At 36.2% G+C, this 17,343-nt stretch carries 10 protein-coding genes; 6 read left to right on the top strand and 4 right to left on the bottom strand.

Annotated features, from left to right (window positions below; genetic code table 11):
* Positions 1-39 precede the first annotated feature (39 nt).
* From FLAVO9AF_RS10050 to acs, 6 genes are all read left to right on the top strand, one after another.
* Complete coding sequence (locus FLAVO9AF_RS10050) at positions 40-1,419, top strand: porin (protein ID WP_159687895.1); 1,380 nt, start codon at positions 40-42, stop codon at positions 1,417-1,419.
* A gap of 17 nt (positions 1,420-1,436) precedes the next feature.
* The gene (locus tag FLAVO9AF_RS10055; protein ID WP_159687897.1) at positions 1,437-2,969 is read left to right on the top strand and encodes an MFS transporter; all 1,533 of its coding nucleotides are present in this window, start codon (positions 1,437-1,439) and stop codon (positions 2,967-2,969) included.
* Positions 2,970-2,980: 11 nt separating this feature from the next.
* Positions 2,981-3,208 (top strand): DUF6814 family protein, encoded by a 228-nt coding sequence (locus tag FLAVO9AF_RS10060; protein ID WP_159687900.1) that lies wholly within the window; start codon positions 2,981-2,983, stop codon positions 3,206-3,208.
* A gap of 267 nt (positions 3,209-3,475) precedes the next feature.
* Positions 3,476-6,187, top strand: coding sequence for a sensor histidine kinase (locus tag FLAVO9AF_RS10065; protein ID WP_159687903.1), 2,712 nt, complete (start codon positions 3,476-3,478; stop codon positions 6,185-6,187).
* Positions 6,184-6,543, top strand: coding sequence for a response regulator transcription factor (locus tag FLAVO9AF_RS10070; RefSeq protein ID WP_159687906.1), 360 nt, complete (start codon positions 6,184-6,186; stop codon positions 6,541-6,543). Before FLAVO9AF_RS10065 ends, FLAVO9AF_RS10070 begins: the two co-directional genes overlap by 4 nt.
* 18 nt (positions 6,544-6,561) lie before the next feature.
* Complete coding sequence (gene acs, locus FLAVO9AF_RS10075; RefSeq protein ID WP_159687908.1) at positions 6,562-8,469, top strand: acetate--CoA ligase; 1,908 nt, start codon at positions 6,562-6,564, stop codon at positions 8,467-8,469.
* A gap of 108 nt (positions 8,470-8,577) precedes the next feature.
* On the opposite strand, the gene FLAVO9AF_RS10080 is transcribed toward acs, so the two are convergent.
* The 4 genes from FLAVO9AF_RS10080 to FLAVO9AF_RS10095 all read right to left on the bottom strand — a co-directional run bounded on the left by FLAVO9AF_RS10080 (position 8,578) and on the right by FLAVO9AF_RS10095 (position 17,157).
* Entirely contained in the window at positions 8,578-11,457 is a 2,880-nt protein-coding gene (locus FLAVO9AF_RS10080) for an alpha-amylase family glycosyl hydrolase (RefSeq protein WP_159687911.1), read from the bottom strand.
* Between the two features lie 73 nt (positions 11,458-11,530).
* On the bottom strand, positions 11,531-12,589 hold the full coding sequence (locus FLAVO9AF_RS10085) for a SusE domain-containing protein (RefSeq protein WP_159687914.1): 1,059 nt from the start codon (positions 12,587-12,589) through the stop codon (positions 11,531-11,533).
* Positions 12,590-12,607: 18 nt separating this feature from the next.
* On the bottom strand, positions 12,608-14,200 hold the full coding sequence (locus FLAVO9AF_RS10090) for a RagB/SusD family nutrient uptake outer membrane protein (RefSeq protein WP_159687917.1): 1,593 nt from the start codon (positions 14,198-14,200) through the stop codon (positions 12,608-12,610).
* Positions 14,201-14,217: 17 nt separating this feature from the next.
* A complete protein-coding gene (locus FLAVO9AF_RS10095) occupies positions 14,218-17,157 on the bottom strand; it encodes a TonB-dependent receptor (protein ID WP_159687919.1) in 2,940 nt (979 codons plus the stop codon).
* Positions 17,158-17,343: the final 186 nt, after the last annotated feature.

Raw genomic sequence — 17,343 nt, forward strand, 5'->3', positions numbered from 1 at the left:
AGAATTTGGCACTGTAAAAACCAACCAAAACTATTTTTTATGAAAAAAAATTTTCCTCTGGTACTAGCTCTTCTTTTTACTACAATCGCTCTCGCTCAAGGTGCAAGTGAATACGGTAGCGGAATGAAATTCAATTTAAATGATAACGGTTCAAAATACATGCGCTTTATTGTATGGAACCAAATTTGGTTTCGCTCTTCGCAAATGAATCCAGGCACAGCAGTAGGCAATGAAGCTACTACAAGCACAAGTGATATTGGCAATAGAAGACTGCGTTTTTTGGCTTACTCTCAATTATCACCTCGTTATATGATTGTAACTCATTTCGGGATCAACAATCAATCCTTTACAAGTGGTGGTGCCTCAGGATCTGCTGGAACTGGAGGTTATGGCGCAGGAAAGAAACCCGGCTTATTTTTTCACGATGCGTGGAATGAATATGCCGTAGTTTTGCCTCAAAAAGACAAAAAATTCAGCCTTTCATTAGGAGGAGGATTACATTACTACATGGGGCTTTCAAGAGAAACAATGGCGTCAACACTTAACTTCCTGACAATTGATGCACCAATATTTAACTGGCCATTAATTGAAAATTCCGATCAATTTGCGCGTCAAGTAGGCCTTTTTGCTAAAGGAAAATACGGAAAATTCGAATATCGTTTGAGTCACAATAAACCCTTTGCTACAAATGTAACTCCAACAAATGTGAGTAATGCCGCCAATGCTATCGCGGTAGACAATAATGGAAATGCAAAATGGTCTACTGCGGGTTATTTTGAATACCAATTTTTGGATCAAGAATCGAATCTACTTCCATTTAAAGTAGGAACTTATGTAGGAACCAAAAAAGTATTCAATATTGGCCTTGGTTTTTATACTGGTCCTGATGCTACAAAATCATCAGTTAACAATCAAATTCAAAAACACGATATGAATCTTTTTGCCGCAGATGTGTTTTTAGATCTTCCTATAGGAAAAAAAGAACAAAAAATGGCCGTTACAGCCTATAGTGTTTTCTATAATTACGATTTTGGCCCTAACTATTTAAGAAATATTGGGATCATGAATATCGGAGCTTCTGACCCTAATTTTACCGGCAACAGAGCACTTGCTGGACCAGGAAATTCACAACCCACAATAGGCAGTGGATCCATTTGGTACACCCAAGCTGGTTTTTTATTACCTAATAAAAATGAAAAACCAAAAGTTAGAATCCAACCTTATGCCGCAGTCACCTACAAAGACTTTGACGCTCTTCAAAAATCTAGTACCCAATATGATTTAGGCGCTAATTTTCTCCTTGACGGACATCATTCTAAAATAACCACACAATATTCTACTCGACCTGTTTATAGCGCTCCTGGTGTTAAAGAGAACAGCAAAGGAGAGTTTATTGTGCAACTACAAATCTATTTATAAACCCAAAAAACAACCAAATGAGTAACAAATCAACAAAAGGAATCTGGAAAGTCATTTCAGCTTCATCTATGGGTACCATGATCGAATGGTATGACTTCTACATCTTCGGAAGTTTAGCAGTAGTTATTTCAACTAAATTTTTCCCAGCTGACAATCCAACAGCAGCCTTCTTAGCTACGCTAGCAACTTTCGCTGTGGGATTCATCGTTCGTCCCTTTGGCGCACTTTTCTTTGGAAGATTAGGTGACATTATTGGCAGAAAGTACACTTTTATGGTAACACTACTCCTAATGGGGGGAGCTACTTTTGTAATTGGCTGTATTCCCAGCTATGAAACTATAGGTTTTTTAGCACCATTGGCTGTACTAATATTAAGAATGCTTCAAGGCTTAGCACTTGGTGGGGAGTATGGAGGTGCAGCTACCTATGTCGCGGAGCATGCTCCCGTAGGAGAACGTGGCTACTGGACATCATGGATTCAAACTACAGCTACTGTTGGTTTATTCATCTCATTAATGGTCATACTCGCTACAAGAAATGCACTAACACCCGAAGAATTTGATGCCTGGGGTTGGAGAGTTCCATTCTGGATGTCTATAGTAATGGTGGGTGTGTCCTATTTAATTCGAAAAAATATGGAGGAATCTCCCGTTTTTGCAAAAGCAAAATCTGAGGGAAAAACAAGTACGAACCCTTTGAAAGAAAGTTTCGGTAATCGCTACAACTTGAAGTTTGTCTTATTAGCACTTTTTGGAGCTACAATGGGCCAAGGTGTCGTTTGGTATACCGGTCAATTCTATGCAATGAGCTTTTTAAAAACCGTAATGAATATTGAAAGTTCTCAAGTTGACACCCTATTAGGAATCGCTTTGATTCTTGGAACGCCCTTTTTTATCGTATTTGGATGGCTTAGCGACAAGCTTGGTAGAAAGTATATTATGATGGGCGGGATGCTTATTGCAATATTATTGTACCGCCCAATTTATCAGGCTATGTTTGAAACTACGAACATTAAAAATAAAACGGAAATAGTAGCAAAAACTACTGTATTGGCCGAAACAAAAATAAATAAACAAGCTATTGACTCTATTTACACAACTACCAAGCTGTTTGAAGATGGCACCAAGTGGGTCGAAGTAAAAACAGTAACTTTAGACAATGGAATTGCTAAAATTGTAGATGGAAAACCGAAAGCAGAAATAAAAACTACTGTAACGATTAACGATGCAGATCTTTGGACATTGGTATTCTTTATCTTCATTCAAGTTATTTTTGTTACGATGGTGTATGGACCAATTGCCGCCTTTTTGGTTGAAATGTTTCCAGTAAAAATTAGGTATACTTCTATGTCTCTGCCTTACCACGTTGGGAATGGTATATTTGGGGGATTACTTCCTGCAATCTCTACTTATTTAGTGACTAATGCAAAAGATGCTGGTCAAGCTGACTACTATCTAGAGGGACTATGGTATCCTATCATTATTGCAGCTGTTTCCTTTATAATCGGAATGGTTTACCTAGACAATTCTAAAAAAAATAAACACGTTTAAATCAAAATAGTATGGATCAATTAAAAAGAGCCCTTGGAATGATATGGATTGCAGCCGCTGTAGCTGCCGCTTACTTCTGTATTTTTGAGTTTGGATTACCTAAGCTTATGTCAGGTAAACAAGATGATTTGGTGTTTGGCATTATAATCTTATTTGTATTAACGCCACTTGTAGTTGTAGGAATGGGAGTTTTTGGCTACTACTCATTAATGGGTGAATACGACCATTCAAAACGATAAATAACTAATAACTTAGTGCAATTTCACTAAAAAAAGAGATTGCACTAAGTCATTACTGTAAAAACCCATTAACGAGACCAATGAAAAAAAGACACGAGCAAAAATTTGTTATCCTAAGCTTACTACTGTTAGTAGCCTGCAATTTTCCGTTGCTGCTGCTATTTGATAGTGCTAACTCTTTTTTAGGAATACCTATAATTTATGCGTATTTATTCCTGTTATGGTTAATCGTTATTGTTGTTAGTTTTATTTTAATCAAAAGGTATCATGAGTAGTACGGTAATATTAATTATCCTTTTAGCGTACGTATCAATACTGTTTTTTATTGCACATTGGGCAGAAAAAAAACAGCATTATAAGTGGACCAACAACCCTTATGTCTACTCATTATCCTTAGCAGTATACTGCACTGCATGGACTTACTATGGCAGTATTGGCGTGGCTGCCAATTCAGGACTAAGTTATTTACCCATTTACATTGGCCCTATTATAGTTATGCCAGCTTGGTTAATAGTTCTTAAAAAAATTCTACAAATCACTAAAGTCAATAAAATATCAAGTATTGCTGACTTTATTTCTTTACGTTATGGCAATAGTAGGTTTTTAGGGGCTTTGGTCACGGTAATTTGTGTTATAGGCATCTTACCTTATATTGCGTTGCAACTTAAATCTATTTCGGATACCTTTCATATTGTTACCAAAACGAAATCTAATGAAAATGTATTTTATGACACCACTACCTACGTATGTTTGGCTTTAGGTTTATTCGCGGCCTATTATGGCACTCGATATGTAGATGCCTCAGAAAAAAGAAGAGGTATTGTATTGGCAGTAGCAATAGAGTCTGTGTTTAAACTTGCTTTCTTTATTATACTTGGTTGCTATGTAACCTACTATGTTTTTGACGGCTTTGACTCTATTTATGCAAAAGCATCAATTATGGAGAGTTTTACAGAGAAAAACACTATTGGCGGAATAGAAAATGCCTTGAACTGGTTCTTTTTATGTTTAGTATCAATGTTTGCCATGTTTTTACTGCCAAGACAATTTCACACTAGTATTGTGGAAAACAATAACAGCAAACACATCAAAACAGCTACATGGTTGTTTCCCTTGTATCTTTTACTTTTTAATGTTTTTGTATTTCCAATTGCATGGGGGGGATCTATTTTATTTGCAGGACAAAAGCTTAACTCGGACACCTATTCCTTGCTAATACCACAATTTTTCGGCAATACCACATTGACTATTTTGGTATTTCTAGGAGGGTTTTCCGCAGCAATATCGATGATTATTGTTTCTTCAATTGCCCTAGCTACTATGGTCAGCAATAACTTATTGATTCCTTACGGTTTTATAGGTTCACTAGAAAATAATTTCCAACAAAAAAACAACAGACGTATCATCAATAGCAGACGTTTTGGTATTCTTTTATTGATTGTTCTTGCATACATAATTTATAAAGTATTCATTTTAGATTACACACTTTACTCAATAGGATTAGTATCATTCGTTATAATAGCACAGCTTGCACCAGCTTTTTTTGGTGCTTTATTCTGGAGACGCGGTTCAAGCAAAGGTGCCATCACAGGCTTACTTCTTGGCTTCATTATATGTGCCTATACTCTAATTATTCCATTTGCCCTGGGAATCAACCAAATTAGTAGTTCATTTATTAATAATGGACCATATGGCATTGCTCTCCTTAAACCATTTGAATTGTTTGGTTTAGACTATTTAGATCCCATTCCACAAGCTATCTTTTGGAGTTTACTATTCAATACTTTTGGTTATTTGGCTGTCTCGGTAAGCTTCAAAGGAAACTATCGTGAACGTAACTATGCAGAAATGTTTGTCGACAGTGACAAATACAGTAACAATTTAGAAAATGCATTTGTTTGGAAAGGGGTTGCCTATGTAGCCGATATTCAAAAAGTATTAGAGCGCTTTCTCGGCGTAGTCCGAACTAAAAGAGCACTTTCTCTATTCCATGCCAAATACAATATAGACGAAAAAATTGCTACTGCGGATCCTCGGTTTATAAAGTTTGCAGAGAATCTATTAACAGGACATATAGGAACTGCATCGTCTAAAATACTTATTGCAAGCGTGGTTAAAGAAGAAAAAATCGCTTTACCAGAGGTATTACGAATTCTAGAAGAATCGCAAGAAAACATCATTGTAAATAAAAAATTAAGCGAAACAACAACCGCACTTCAAAAAACCTCTGAACAACTTCGTCAAGCCAATCAAGAACTCCTTAATAAGGATGCCCAAAAAGACGAATTTCTGGATACTGTAACACATGAATTGCGCACGCCTATAACCGCTATTAGAGCAGCAAGCGAAATATTACATGATGATGAGGACATCCCGCCTTCCATTCGTCAGCAATTTTTGCAAAATATTATTTCAGAATCAGATCGATTGAATCGTTTGATTGATAAGATTTTGGATTTAGAAAAATTTGAAACTGGCAAACAGAAAATTTATTTATCAAAAAACAACTTAATCAAAACTATTGACGACAGCCTTCGGTCACTTACACAATTAATACAAAATAAAGGCATTAAAATACACTTCAAACATGAGTCTAAAATCATACGTGCCTTCTATGACGAGGAACGTATCACGCAAGTGATTCATAATTTATTATCAAACGCTTTAAAATTTTGCGCTGCTCCAAATGGCATCATTACCATAACCATTTCTGAGCAGCAATCATTTGTACAAGTCAATATTCACAATAATGGCAAAAAAATAAACGAAGAAGATTATGAAGCTATATTCGACAAATTTTACCAATCACGCAACCAAAACCTAAGAAAGCCAGTAGGCAGTGGTCTCGGGCTGGCCATTTGCAAACAAATTATTGAACATCATAAAGGGCAAATCGAAGTAGTCAATGCTCCTGATGAAGGAGTTACTTTTAGCTTCACCCTACCCAATTACATCACATCAGATAATAGCACGTCATGAAAAAAATACTCCTTGTGGACGACGAACCAAATATTCTAATGACACTAGAATATACATTTAAGAAAAATAACTTTCAAGTATTTATAGCTAGAGACGGTCAAGAAGCCTTGGACATACTTCAAACCCAACTTCCAGAAATAATTATACTAGACATTATGATGCCTAATATAGATGGATACGAAACCCTAAAACAAATCAAAAAAGACAAAAGACTAACACACTGCAAAGTCATATTTCTATCTGCTAAAAACAAAGAAAAGGACATTGAAAAAGGGCTGATGCTTGGTGCGGATCTCTATGTTTCAAAACCTTTTTCAATAAAAAAATTAGTAGAGCAAGTATACGAATTGATTTAACAAAACAAAAAAACAATTATGAGCTATTTCAAAATCAACACACTCGAAGAATACTTTAAGCATTATAAAAAATCAATTCGTGAACCAAAAAAATTCTGGGATAAAGTAGCCTCAGAAAACTTTGTATGGTATCAAGAATGGGATAAAGTAATTGACTTTAATATGGCCGAAGCTAAAATACAATGGTTTGTAAATGCTAAAGTAAATATCACCAAAAATTGTATTGACCGACATTTAGCTAAAAATGGAGGGCGTACTGCAATTATTTTTGAACCAAACGATCCTAACGAGAAGGCAGACCACATTACCTACAATGACCTTTCCGAAAGGGTCAACAAAATGGCAAATGTATTGCAAAATAACGGTATTCAAAAAGGAGATCGGGTTTGTATCTACCTACCTATGATTCCAGAATTAGCCGTTTCAATATTAGCCTGCGCCAGAATTGGAGCCATTCATTCGGTGGTATTCGCAGGTTTCTCAGACTCCGCTGTTGCCGCAAGAATTAATGATAGTGAATGTAAAATGGTGATCACTTCAGATGGAGGATACCGTGGCAATAAAACAATCGACCTCAAAGGTATTATTGATGAGGCTTTAAAGAAATGCCCTTCAGTACAACAAGTATTAGTGGTCAAACGAACCAATACGATTGTTTCTATGCAAGAAGGACGTGATTTTTGGTTACAACCTCTACTAGACCTAGCATCAAACAACCATGTTGCAGAAATAATGGATGCTGAAGATCCTTTATTTATATTATACACATCGGGTTCAACTGGGAAACCCAAAGGAATGGTGCATACTACAGCAGGCTATATGGTCTATACTGCTTACACCTTTAAAAATGTATTCAATTACCAAGACAATGATGTGTTTTGGTGTACTGCTGATATTGGTTGGATTACCGGCCATTCTTATATTCTTTATGGCCCTTTATTGAACGGCGCAACTACAGTACTATTTGAGGGTATACCATCCTATCCCAACTTTAGCCGATTCTGGGAAACGATTGAAAAACATAGTGTGACCCATTTTTATACTGCACCAACTGCTATTCGTGCTTTGGCAAAAGAGAGTTTGGAATACGTTCAAAAATACCCCTTAGCCTCTTTAAAAGTGATTGGTTCAGTAGGAGAGCCCATCAACGAAGAAGCCTGGCATTGGTACAATGATCATGTTGGTGGTAAACGTTGCCCTGTAGTCGATACTTGGTGGCAAACAGAAACAGGAGGCATTCTTATTTCGCCTCTAGCCTTTGTAACCCCAACAAAACCAACTTACGCATCGCTTCCGCTTCCTGGAATACAACCTGTACTGATGAATGAAAAAAGAAACGAAATCGAAGACAACCAAATTGTTGGTAGTTTGTGCATTAAATATCCGTGGCCAAGTATAGCTCGAACTATTTGGGGCGACCATCAACGGTATAAAGAAAACTATTTCTCCGCTTTCCCAGGAAAATACTTTACTGGAGACGGGGCGTTGCGAGATGAAGTAGGTTATTATCGAATCACAGGACGAGTAGATGATGTGGTGATTGTATCAGGTCATAATCTTGGCACCGCTCCCATCGAAGATGCCATCAATGAGCATCCTGCGGTAGCTGAATCTGCAATCGTAGGATTTCCACACGATATAAAAGGCAATGCTTTGTATGGTTTTGTAATCTTAAAAGAAACAGGAGAATATCGCGTTCGTGAAAACGTGAGCAAAGAGATCAACCAATACATTTCGGACCACATTGGACCTATTGCCAAACTGGATAAAATACAGTTTGTAACAGGGCTACCAAAAACACGTTCTGGAAAGATAATGCGTCGAATTCTTCGAAAGATTGCCGAAGGAGATTTCTCTAATTTTGGAGACACTTCTACACTGCTAAACCCTGAAATTGTCAACGAAATAAAAGAAGGCAAAATTTAAAAAAAATGGCTGTTTCTTTCATTTAGAAACAGCCATTTTCATATCTAGTAAAACCGCTCAAAAGGAAACGATTCAAAAAGCAAAGTGCACTAATACACAATACTAGATTTAATCCTTAATCATTTTCAATACTTGCGTCTGGTTTTTATCATTGTAAGCTTTTACTAAATAAAAACCTTTACTTAAATCACTAATACTAAATTGTTGATCAATAGACTTAACTGAATCAAATTGTTTAACTTTTTGACCCGTTATAGAATATATTTCAACTTTTGTTGTCTCTGCACTTAAAGTAAAATAATTTGAAGCAGGGTTAGGATACAATTTAATAGTAGCTTCTTTTTCGAAATCGGCAATAGCCAAAGTAGCCGTTTTGTTTCCTAAAATTCTATACTCTCCAGGTAGCAAATTAATGGTTTGATTCACATCGGTAACGTTTAAGGTCGTATTATCCATCAAATCATACCAAGTACCTGTATATGGGAAACCAGTGGCTACAGCATTGGCTACCACGCCAAAATTTGAAACAATCAACACGTCTTTTAGCTCAGTACTCGCTAGCGCAGCATTGGTAATTTTAATATTTGGAGTAACACTATTTGTGCTAGAAATCGTTACACTGCCCAAAAACACTGGTTCATTGATTTTTAAGGTAATCATTTTCGCCCAGTCGTTATAAATTTTACCACGATCTGAAGCACCTAACCAATTACCTGTCCATTGAGGCTGTGGTTTGGTGTCTAATTTACAATCGCCAGCTGTAGCATCAGAAGGTGTATTTACAACTCCATTATTACAAGCGAATATAGACTGCTCCCAACCTAGTTCTCCAAAATGCCAAATCATTTTTGGTCCTGGAACCAAAAGCGAAACAGCACCAAGTGCCGACATTCTTGACAAGGCAGTACTCAAATTTTTAACATTATAACTTCCAGCACTGTTTCCGAATTGTAAGTTTTTGTACATCAAACGTTCTTCGTCATGGCTTTCGGCGTAACCCATCAAGCGTTGCCCAGCAAATCCTCTACTACTACTAGACATTCTTGCAATATTCTTGTTAGGCCAACCCATCGTCAATTCATTGTACTCATCGGTCATTTTACCCCAAGTCATAATTCCTTTACTGATTGGATCATTGATGCGATAATCCGCCCATTGTCTTTCCTCAGTATCTGTTCCTAAATGTTCAAAAATCACATAATGGGTAGGATCTAAAGACCAAGAATAATCTGCATACTCTTTCAATACATCAACACGATCTTGCTGATAAGCATTGGTTTGCGAGTCTGATCCTTCAGCATTTTGAGTAAATCCTTTGGTTAAATCCCAACGGAAACCATCAATTTTAAATTCATCAACCCATTGTTTGATCACGCGCTTTACATAGTTCTTTGTGCGAGCTTGTTGATGGTTAAAATCTTCTCCTACACTGTAACTGTGTTTAGCTACGGTATTAAAATATGGGTTCTCTGTAGTTGGTGACCCAAAACCATCGCCATCAGGATCATTCATCCACATACGAACCATTGGATTTCTTCCAAAAGCATGATTTAAGGCCACATCTAAAATTACGGCAATTCCGTTCTGATGATACAAATCAATAAGCTCTTTTAACTTCTCGGGTGTTCCATAGAATTTATCTAAAGCCATATGGAAAGAGGTATTATACCCCCAACTTTCGTTGCCTTCAAATTCCATTACTGGCATTAATTGAATGGCATTGACCTTTAAATTTTTGAAATAATCAATTTTATCGATTAAGTCTTGGTAATTTCTTCTGGCGTCAAAGTCACGAACCAACACTTCATAAACTACTAATTTTTCTTTAGCTGGTTTCACAAAATTTAAGGTTGCTTGACTCCAAGCATAGGGTGTTTGTCCGGTTTTAAACCAAGTAACCTCTCTTTCTTGTCCAGAAGGATAAGCTGGTAAATTAGGAAAAGAAGCCGCTGGAATCCCACCATCATCATAAGGTGACAAGACCAAAGTTGAATAAGGGTCTGCAGCTTTTACCAAACTTGGTGAACCAGCCAAAGGGGTTTGATCCACCACCCAATATTGGTAGGTATAATTGGTTCCTGCAGTAAGTCCAGTTAATGCTAACCAGAATTTTGTTGATCCGGCCGTAGCATCTTTTTTCATTGCATAAGCTGCAGTAGGTTGCCAATTATTAAAACTTCCTGCTACATATACAAAATCTTTTAATGGAGCATCCAATACCAAAGTAGCTTTAGTAGCATCGTTTGGATTATAGTTGATTCCATCTACTAAACCTGCTGGAATCGTTTCAGAAACCACTGTTGGACTCACTACAGCTGTGAACTTTTTAACAATCGTGGTTGTTCCTTGTGTTACTTCTAATTCATAATTTTGATTTCCAGTAATATTAGTATGATTAAAAGCATAACTAGCTGTAGCTGAAGCAGTATTGATAGAAGCTCCATTGGATTTCAAATTGTAATTCGCAACACCATTGGTATTTGTTGCTGTTATATTCAAACTACCTCCAGAGGCTAAAATTGTCGTACTGTTTTGAGTAGGAGTATTCAATGTAACTTGAAAAGACCCAACTTCAGCCAAAATATCTTGGGATTTTTTATCACCAGTTCCATCTTTAGCTTTAACTAAAAATCCAATTTTACCAATACCCGTTGCGTTATAATAAGTTGCAGGAGTTATAGTTTTGGTATAGGTATCTGAACCAGCATTATAGGTAAATCTAGCCGCTTCATCTGAAGCAGTCCAAGAACCGTTTAATGGTGTTCCTTTAGGCGAAGTATCATTGGTATCAAAAGCCCAAGCCCACATATACAAAGCATTACCTGTAACTCCCCAAGTAGCTTCATTAATACTTGACCCATTGATAGTGATAGTAATTGCTGTAGTCTCTTCGAAAGTGGCAGGAGTGATAGTATATGAAACGGTTTGTTGCTGTGCAAAAACAATACCACCCAACAAAAGGAATCCTAAAAGTAAAATTTTTCTCATTCTTTTTGGCTATTAAAGATTAATGAAAAAAGGGTTGTCTTTAGGACAACCCTTCTTGGTATGTATCAAAAAACTAGTTTTTAGTTACAGTGTATTTGTAGTTTCTTGGAGAACTCAAATCAAGAGTAATTGTATAGTTTCCAGCTGTAGCAACTTTTATGTTATCTCCACCGTATTCTAAACTTCCATTAGCTCCTGTATCACCCATATTAACATCCCAGTTATTATTAGCTCTAAATTTCATTTCTTTACCACCAACTAAGTCTACAGTAATTTTCCAAACTTTTGCAGCTGCATCATAAGTCATAGCAGTACTATTATCCCAAGCACCAGGTGTAGCATCACCAACAATTCCCCAAGAAGTTGCTGTAGTTTTGTATGTTAATTTTTCTGTATCAACCTCTATTCTGTAATATCCAGCAGCAGTCATTTTCAAGTTAGCACCTTTTGGATCTAAAGTTCCAGCAGTAGCACCTTCCCCAAATTCACCTTTCCACTCAGGGAAGCTTGTGAATTTGTATTCACCAGCACCAGCAAAATTAACATACCCCTCAAAATCAACTTTTCCAAATCCTGAAGCAGATAATTGTGGAGAAGAAGCAGGATCCCAATCTTTTGGATATCCTGAAGCAGCTGCATACCCACCTGGAACCCACAACTTAGGATTTTCAGTAGTGTAAGGAGTTAAAACAAGTCCAATAACATTAGAATACATTGGAGCCATATTTCCAGTAACAGCACTAACTCTTGCTTCATATTCAGCAGGGGCAAAAGGAGTTGCTTTCAATGCTAATGCAGCCTTATTCATAGTCTCTACAGTCACAGAAACCTGATTTTCAGAAACAACAGATCCTATTACTTGAGGAGTTTTGAATTCATTCCCTTTTTTATCAATCTCTACAGAGTATGTTATCTGAACATCCCCAGAAAAGTTAGCAGATTTCCATGTAAAACGTTCAGCTTGAGCTGCAGCATTTTCAGGTTTTAAAACATAGGCTGCACCTGAGGTTGGAGCAGTCAACACAGGAGAATCAACTCCTTCAATTACAGGTCTATCTTGTACATCTTCAACGTTACATGATATAGCTAACATTGCAAACAATGCAATTAACGATCTTTTTATATTTTTCATTGTATTGGTTTTTTTTAATTAGTATCCAGGGTTTTGTTTCAATTTGTTATTAGCAACTAAAGCTGTTGCTGGAATAGGGAATAAATCTCTGAAAGATTGTGTTGGAGAGCCTCCAGCTACATTACCCTTCCAAGGCCATAAGTAAGAACCACCCGTAAATTTACCGAAACGAATTAAATCAGTTCTACGGTGTCCTTCCCAGTGTAATTCTTTTGCTCTTTCATCAAGGATAAAATCTAAAGTAAGATCTCCTGCGGAAATAGTTGTTGTTTGAGCACGAGTTCTTAGCGCATTAACATAACCTACAGCAGTAGCAACATTACCTCCTGCACCTCTAGCAACACATTCGGCATACATTAAATAAGCATCAGCTAAACGAAAGATAGGGAAATCCGTATCAGCAAAATTTCCTGATTTATCAGATCCTTGAACACCTGCTTTTGTAACATTTCTGAATTTTTGAATAGCATAACCATCTGAAAAGCTTCCCACATTTTTAATCTCTTTTGATTGACCTTGTGTAAAGAAGTTTCCACGTACATCTGTAGAACCCGCAGGGAATTTATCAACAAATGCAGAAGTAGTTCTAATACCAGCCCAACCTCCGTTGATACCAAATTCTGATGCTTTCATATCACCACCAACTGGAGCGTGAACCAAGAATGTTGTTCCACCATAAGTTTGAGTATTAAGACCATCAAAAGCAACTGTAAATATAAACTCATTTTGAGCTCCATTTGAATTGTTATCAGCTAAGAACAAATCTTTATAATTGTTATGAATAGCATACCCAGAAGTAATTACTTTATTAATTAGTGGTAATGCACCTACATAATTATCAGTTCCAGTATACACTTTTGCATTCATATACAGTTTAGCTTGCAACATCCAAGCTGCAGCTTGATCAACTCTATACAATTCATTGGTCTTTGGCGCTTTTAACTCAGGTGTCAAAGCGGTCAACTCTTCATCGATGAACTTATAAATCTCCGCTCTTGAAGCGTATTCAGGATAATAGAATGTACTTGGAGATGTTTCCGTTACAATTGAACCACCACCAAAAGTATCAACTAAGTGCCAGTATGTCAACGCTCTTAAGAAACGTGCTTCAGCTCTGTAGGTTTTAATTTCTGCTAGAGTTGGAGCATCTAGTCCTTTTCCATTTAACTTTTCATCTGTCGTTTGTCTTAAAAACTCATTACAGTTAACAATCTGAAAAGAGAAACGAGCAAAAGTAGCAGCAATAAATGTATCTAAAGAAGTCCATGTTTGATAGTGAAAATCTTTGATTGTTCCGTCATTCCATGCAATAATTGCTTCATCTGTGGTAAGCTCTTGCATCATCCAAAAACCTCTAATATATTGGCTAGCACCTTCATCTATTCCTGAAATATCAGGAGAACCAGCAGGCCCTGATTGACCTGAAGTAGCAAAACCAGCATACAATTTAGCTAAGAATTGTTTATAGGAAGCTGGATCTTTAAAAAATTCATCTCCAGGAACAGCAGCAGTATTTTCTGGAGCTTGGTCCAAATCATTGGTACACGATGGGAATAACATCACCAACAGTAACAAAGAAATACCCAATAATTTAATGTGTGTCTTTTTCATTTTTCTTGTTATTTGCATTAGAAATTAACGTTTAAACCTAACGTGAAAGTTATTGGTCTCGGGTATAAATTATTGTCAATACCTCCAGAAATTTCTGGATCAAGTCCTTTATAGTCCGTAATTAAGAATACGTTCTGAGCAGCAAAAGTTAATTTTACTAAAGAATTTGAATCTGGTTTTTGATTGAAAGTATATCCAATACTAACATTGTCCAATCTCAAGAAAGAAGCGTCTTGAATGTAGTAATCAGACTCATATCGTTTCGTATCTTGAGTTGTAAATCCAGTTTCTAAAATATTTTGAACGCCGTTTGACAAATCCGTATCTCTAATCAAAATATTTTGGAATGAACCATTGTTAGAATCTACGTTATTGTAATTGAAATTACCCCATGATCCTCTGAAAGCAGCCGCAAAATCCCAATTTTTATAAGTAACTGCCGTGTTAAACCCGTAGAATACATCAGCTGCTGGTTTGTGGAAACGGTATTTGTCTTGTTCATTTACGATTCCATCTTTATTTCTGTCAATGTACACCCCGTCTAAAGGTTTTCCATCTGCTCCATAAGCTTGCTCAAAAACATAGAATGAGTTAGGTGCATATCCTACTTGGTGATTTTGAATCGTATTTCCCGTACCTCCTGCATAACCCCCAACATTAATACCTGGAGTATTATCTTGAGCAGTAGTTAAGGCTGTAATTTTAGAGTTTTGGAAAGTAATATTTCCTCCAATACTCCACTCTAAGTCATCGGTTTTAACTGGAATTACATCTCCAGAAATCTCGATACCTTGATTTCTAATAGTACCAATGTTATAATTATCAGCATTTGAAAATCCAAAGAAAGGTGGATTAGCAGTAAACAACAACAAGTCTTTAGTATCTCTTTGATACACATCTACAGTACCTTTGATTCTATTATTTAAGAATCCAAAATCGATACCTGCATTTATTGTTGTAGTTTCTTCCCATTTCAAATTACTATTGTATGGTTGTGGTCTATAAGTATTGTAATAGATATTACCAAACTGATATTTAGCTTGTGAATTTGAAACCAAATACAATGGAATTGATGGATATTGAACCCCTATATCTTGTTGTCCAGTAACTCCCCAACCCGCTCTTAATTTAAGAGTAGAAACGCTCTCCACATCTTTTAAGAAATTCTCATCATTAATTTTCCAAGCCACTGCTACAGCTGGGAAGTTACCCCAACGATTCTCTTCAGTAAATCTTGAAGTACCATCTCTTCTAAATGAAGCTGTAATTAAATACTTGTCAGCAATTGTAAAATTAGCTCTAGCAAAAAATGATTGCAAATTAACTCTTGTTGCATTTGGAACACCTGGATTTACTTGATTGTTTTCAAAAACAAAGGAAGTACCATCATTAAAATCTCTAAAATCTTGATAGGTATAACCACCAGTTACATCTAGTTGTGTATCGATGGCATCAATTTTCTTGTTGTAATTCAAAAACAAATCCATCAACTTGTTGTTTCTGGTGCCATTATTTTCATACGTATTGTTAAATCCTGAACCAGGCAAACCAAATAAATAATCCGAATTAGTATTACCGAAAGATCTACCACTCAATTCATCAATACCAAAATTAGCAACCGCTTTCAATTCTGGCAAAAAGTGCAATTTGTAATCAAATTGAATATTACCAATACTTCTAAAAGAAGAACCATAATTATTTTGCTGATTGATTAAGGACAATGGATTTCTACCTGCCAATTGATTGAATTGTGTTGGATTTGTCATCCACTGAAAGTATGTTCCATCAGCATTCTTAATCGATTGCGTAGGATCAAATTGTATTGCAGCTCCAATTGCACCTCTATTACTATAATTGTTTTTCAAATAAGAGGTATTACTATTGATTTGTACCTTTAAATGTTTGTCAAAGAAATCTCCAACTAATGTAGCAGAAAGTGTAGTTCTTTGTAGATTATCTCTTAACAAGATTCCATCTAAATTAGCATATCCAACAGAAGCTCTGTAAGTAATGTTATCAGAACCACCACTTACAGCAATGTTATGATCTGTACCTAAAGCCGTTCTGTAAATCTCTTTTTGCCAATCAGTATTTGCAGCACCTAACAAAGCTTGTTGTTCTGTAGTACCATTAGCAGTAACGAAATTTCTAAATTGATTTGCAGTTAACACGTCAACTGTTTTGGTAACTTCAGAAACTTGAAAATTCCCATTATAGCTTACTTGTAAATCTCCTGCTTTACCTTTTTTGGTAGTAATGATGATTACCCCGTTTGATGCTCTTGAACCATAAATAGCGGTTGCCGATGCATCTTTTAAAACAGTGATAGATTCAATGTTATTCTGGTTAATAGTCGTTAATGGATTTCTACCACCGTTAATTCCTCCTGCTGCTACTGGAACTCCATCAATAACATACAAAGGATCATTATTAGCATTTAAAGAAGATCCACTTCTAATTCTAATAGTGGCCCCTTCACCAGGTGAACCACCACCATTAACAATTTGCAAACCTGCTACTTTACCCTGAATCATTTGGTCTGCAGAAGTTACTGGTCCTTTGTTAAAGTCTTTTGCTCCAAGCACAGTTACAGCACCTGTAGCATCTTTCTTTTTAACAGTACCATAACCTACTTGCACCACAACTTCTTTCAGTTCGTTTGCATCTTCTTCTAAAGAAGCGTTCAATACAGCTTGGCCCTCATAAGTTAAAGTAAGACTTCTCAGTCCTATGAAAGAAAATACAATTTTATCCCCTTTTTTAACATTGGATAATTTATATTTACCATCAAAATCGGTAGAAACACCGTTTGCTGCTCCTTGTATATTTACATTGGCTCCTGGTATTGGTTGTCCTGTTGCTTTTTCAACAACAGACCCCGTAACAGTATTCTGAGCCAGAATACTGAATGGTAGGAGTAGCAATAAAAATAACAACTTTTTATAAATTGTTTTCATACTTTTTGTTTAAATTAATGTTTAATTTTGGTTTTTAGTTAAGCTTTTGTTTTACTTCGAATTTCAAAATTAACATAATATTAATATCGCTGACATGACAAAAATCAGTTTAGTTTACGAAAACGTGATAGTGTTGAAAACTTTGAGGTATATTTATTATTTTTAACTAAAAATTGCCAGAATCAA

The organism is Flavobacterium sp. 9R, from assembly GCF_902506345.1.
Taxonomy (GTDB): Bacteria; Bacteroidota; Bacteroidia; order Flavobacteriales; family Flavobacteriaceae; genus Flavobacterium.

Coding starts and splice junctions, on each gene's coding strand:
- FLAVO9AF_RS10050 (WP_159687895.1), top strand. CDS start 40: ATGAAAAAAAATTTTCCTCTGGTACTAGCTCTTCTTTTTACTACAATC.
- FLAVO9AF_RS10055 (WP_159687897.1), top strand. CDS start 1,437: ATGAGTAACAAATCAACAAAAGGAATCTGGAAAGTCATTTCAGCTTCA.
- FLAVO9AF_RS10060 (WP_159687900.1), top strand. CDS start 2,981: ATGGATCAATTAAAAAGAGCCCTTGGAATGATATGGATTGCAGCCGCT.
- FLAVO9AF_RS10065 (WP_159687903.1), top strand. CDS start 3,476: ATGAGTAGTACGGTAATATTAATTATCCTTTTAGCGTACGTATCAATA.
- FLAVO9AF_RS10070 (WP_159687906.1), top strand. CDS start 6,184: ATGAAAAAAATACTCCTTGTGGACGACGAACCAAATATTCTAATGACA.
- acs (WP_159687908.1), top strand. CDS start 6,562: ATGAGCTATTTCAAAATCAACACACTCGAAGAATACTTTAAGCATTAT.
- FLAVO9AF_RS10080 (WP_159687911.1), bottom strand. CDS start 11,457: ATGAGAAAAATTTTACTTTTAGGATTCCTTTTGTTGGGTGGTATTGTT.
- FLAVO9AF_RS10085 (WP_159687914.1), bottom strand. CDS start 12,589: ATGAAAAATATAAAAAGATCGTTAATTGCATTGTTTGCAATGTTAGCT.
- FLAVO9AF_RS10090 (WP_159687917.1), bottom strand. CDS start 14,200: ATGAAAAAGACACACATTAAATTATTGGGTATTTCTTTGTTACTGTTG.
- FLAVO9AF_RS10095 (WP_159687919.1), bottom strand. CDS start 17,157: ATGAAAACAATTTATAAAAAGTTGTTATTTTTATTGCTACTCCTACCA.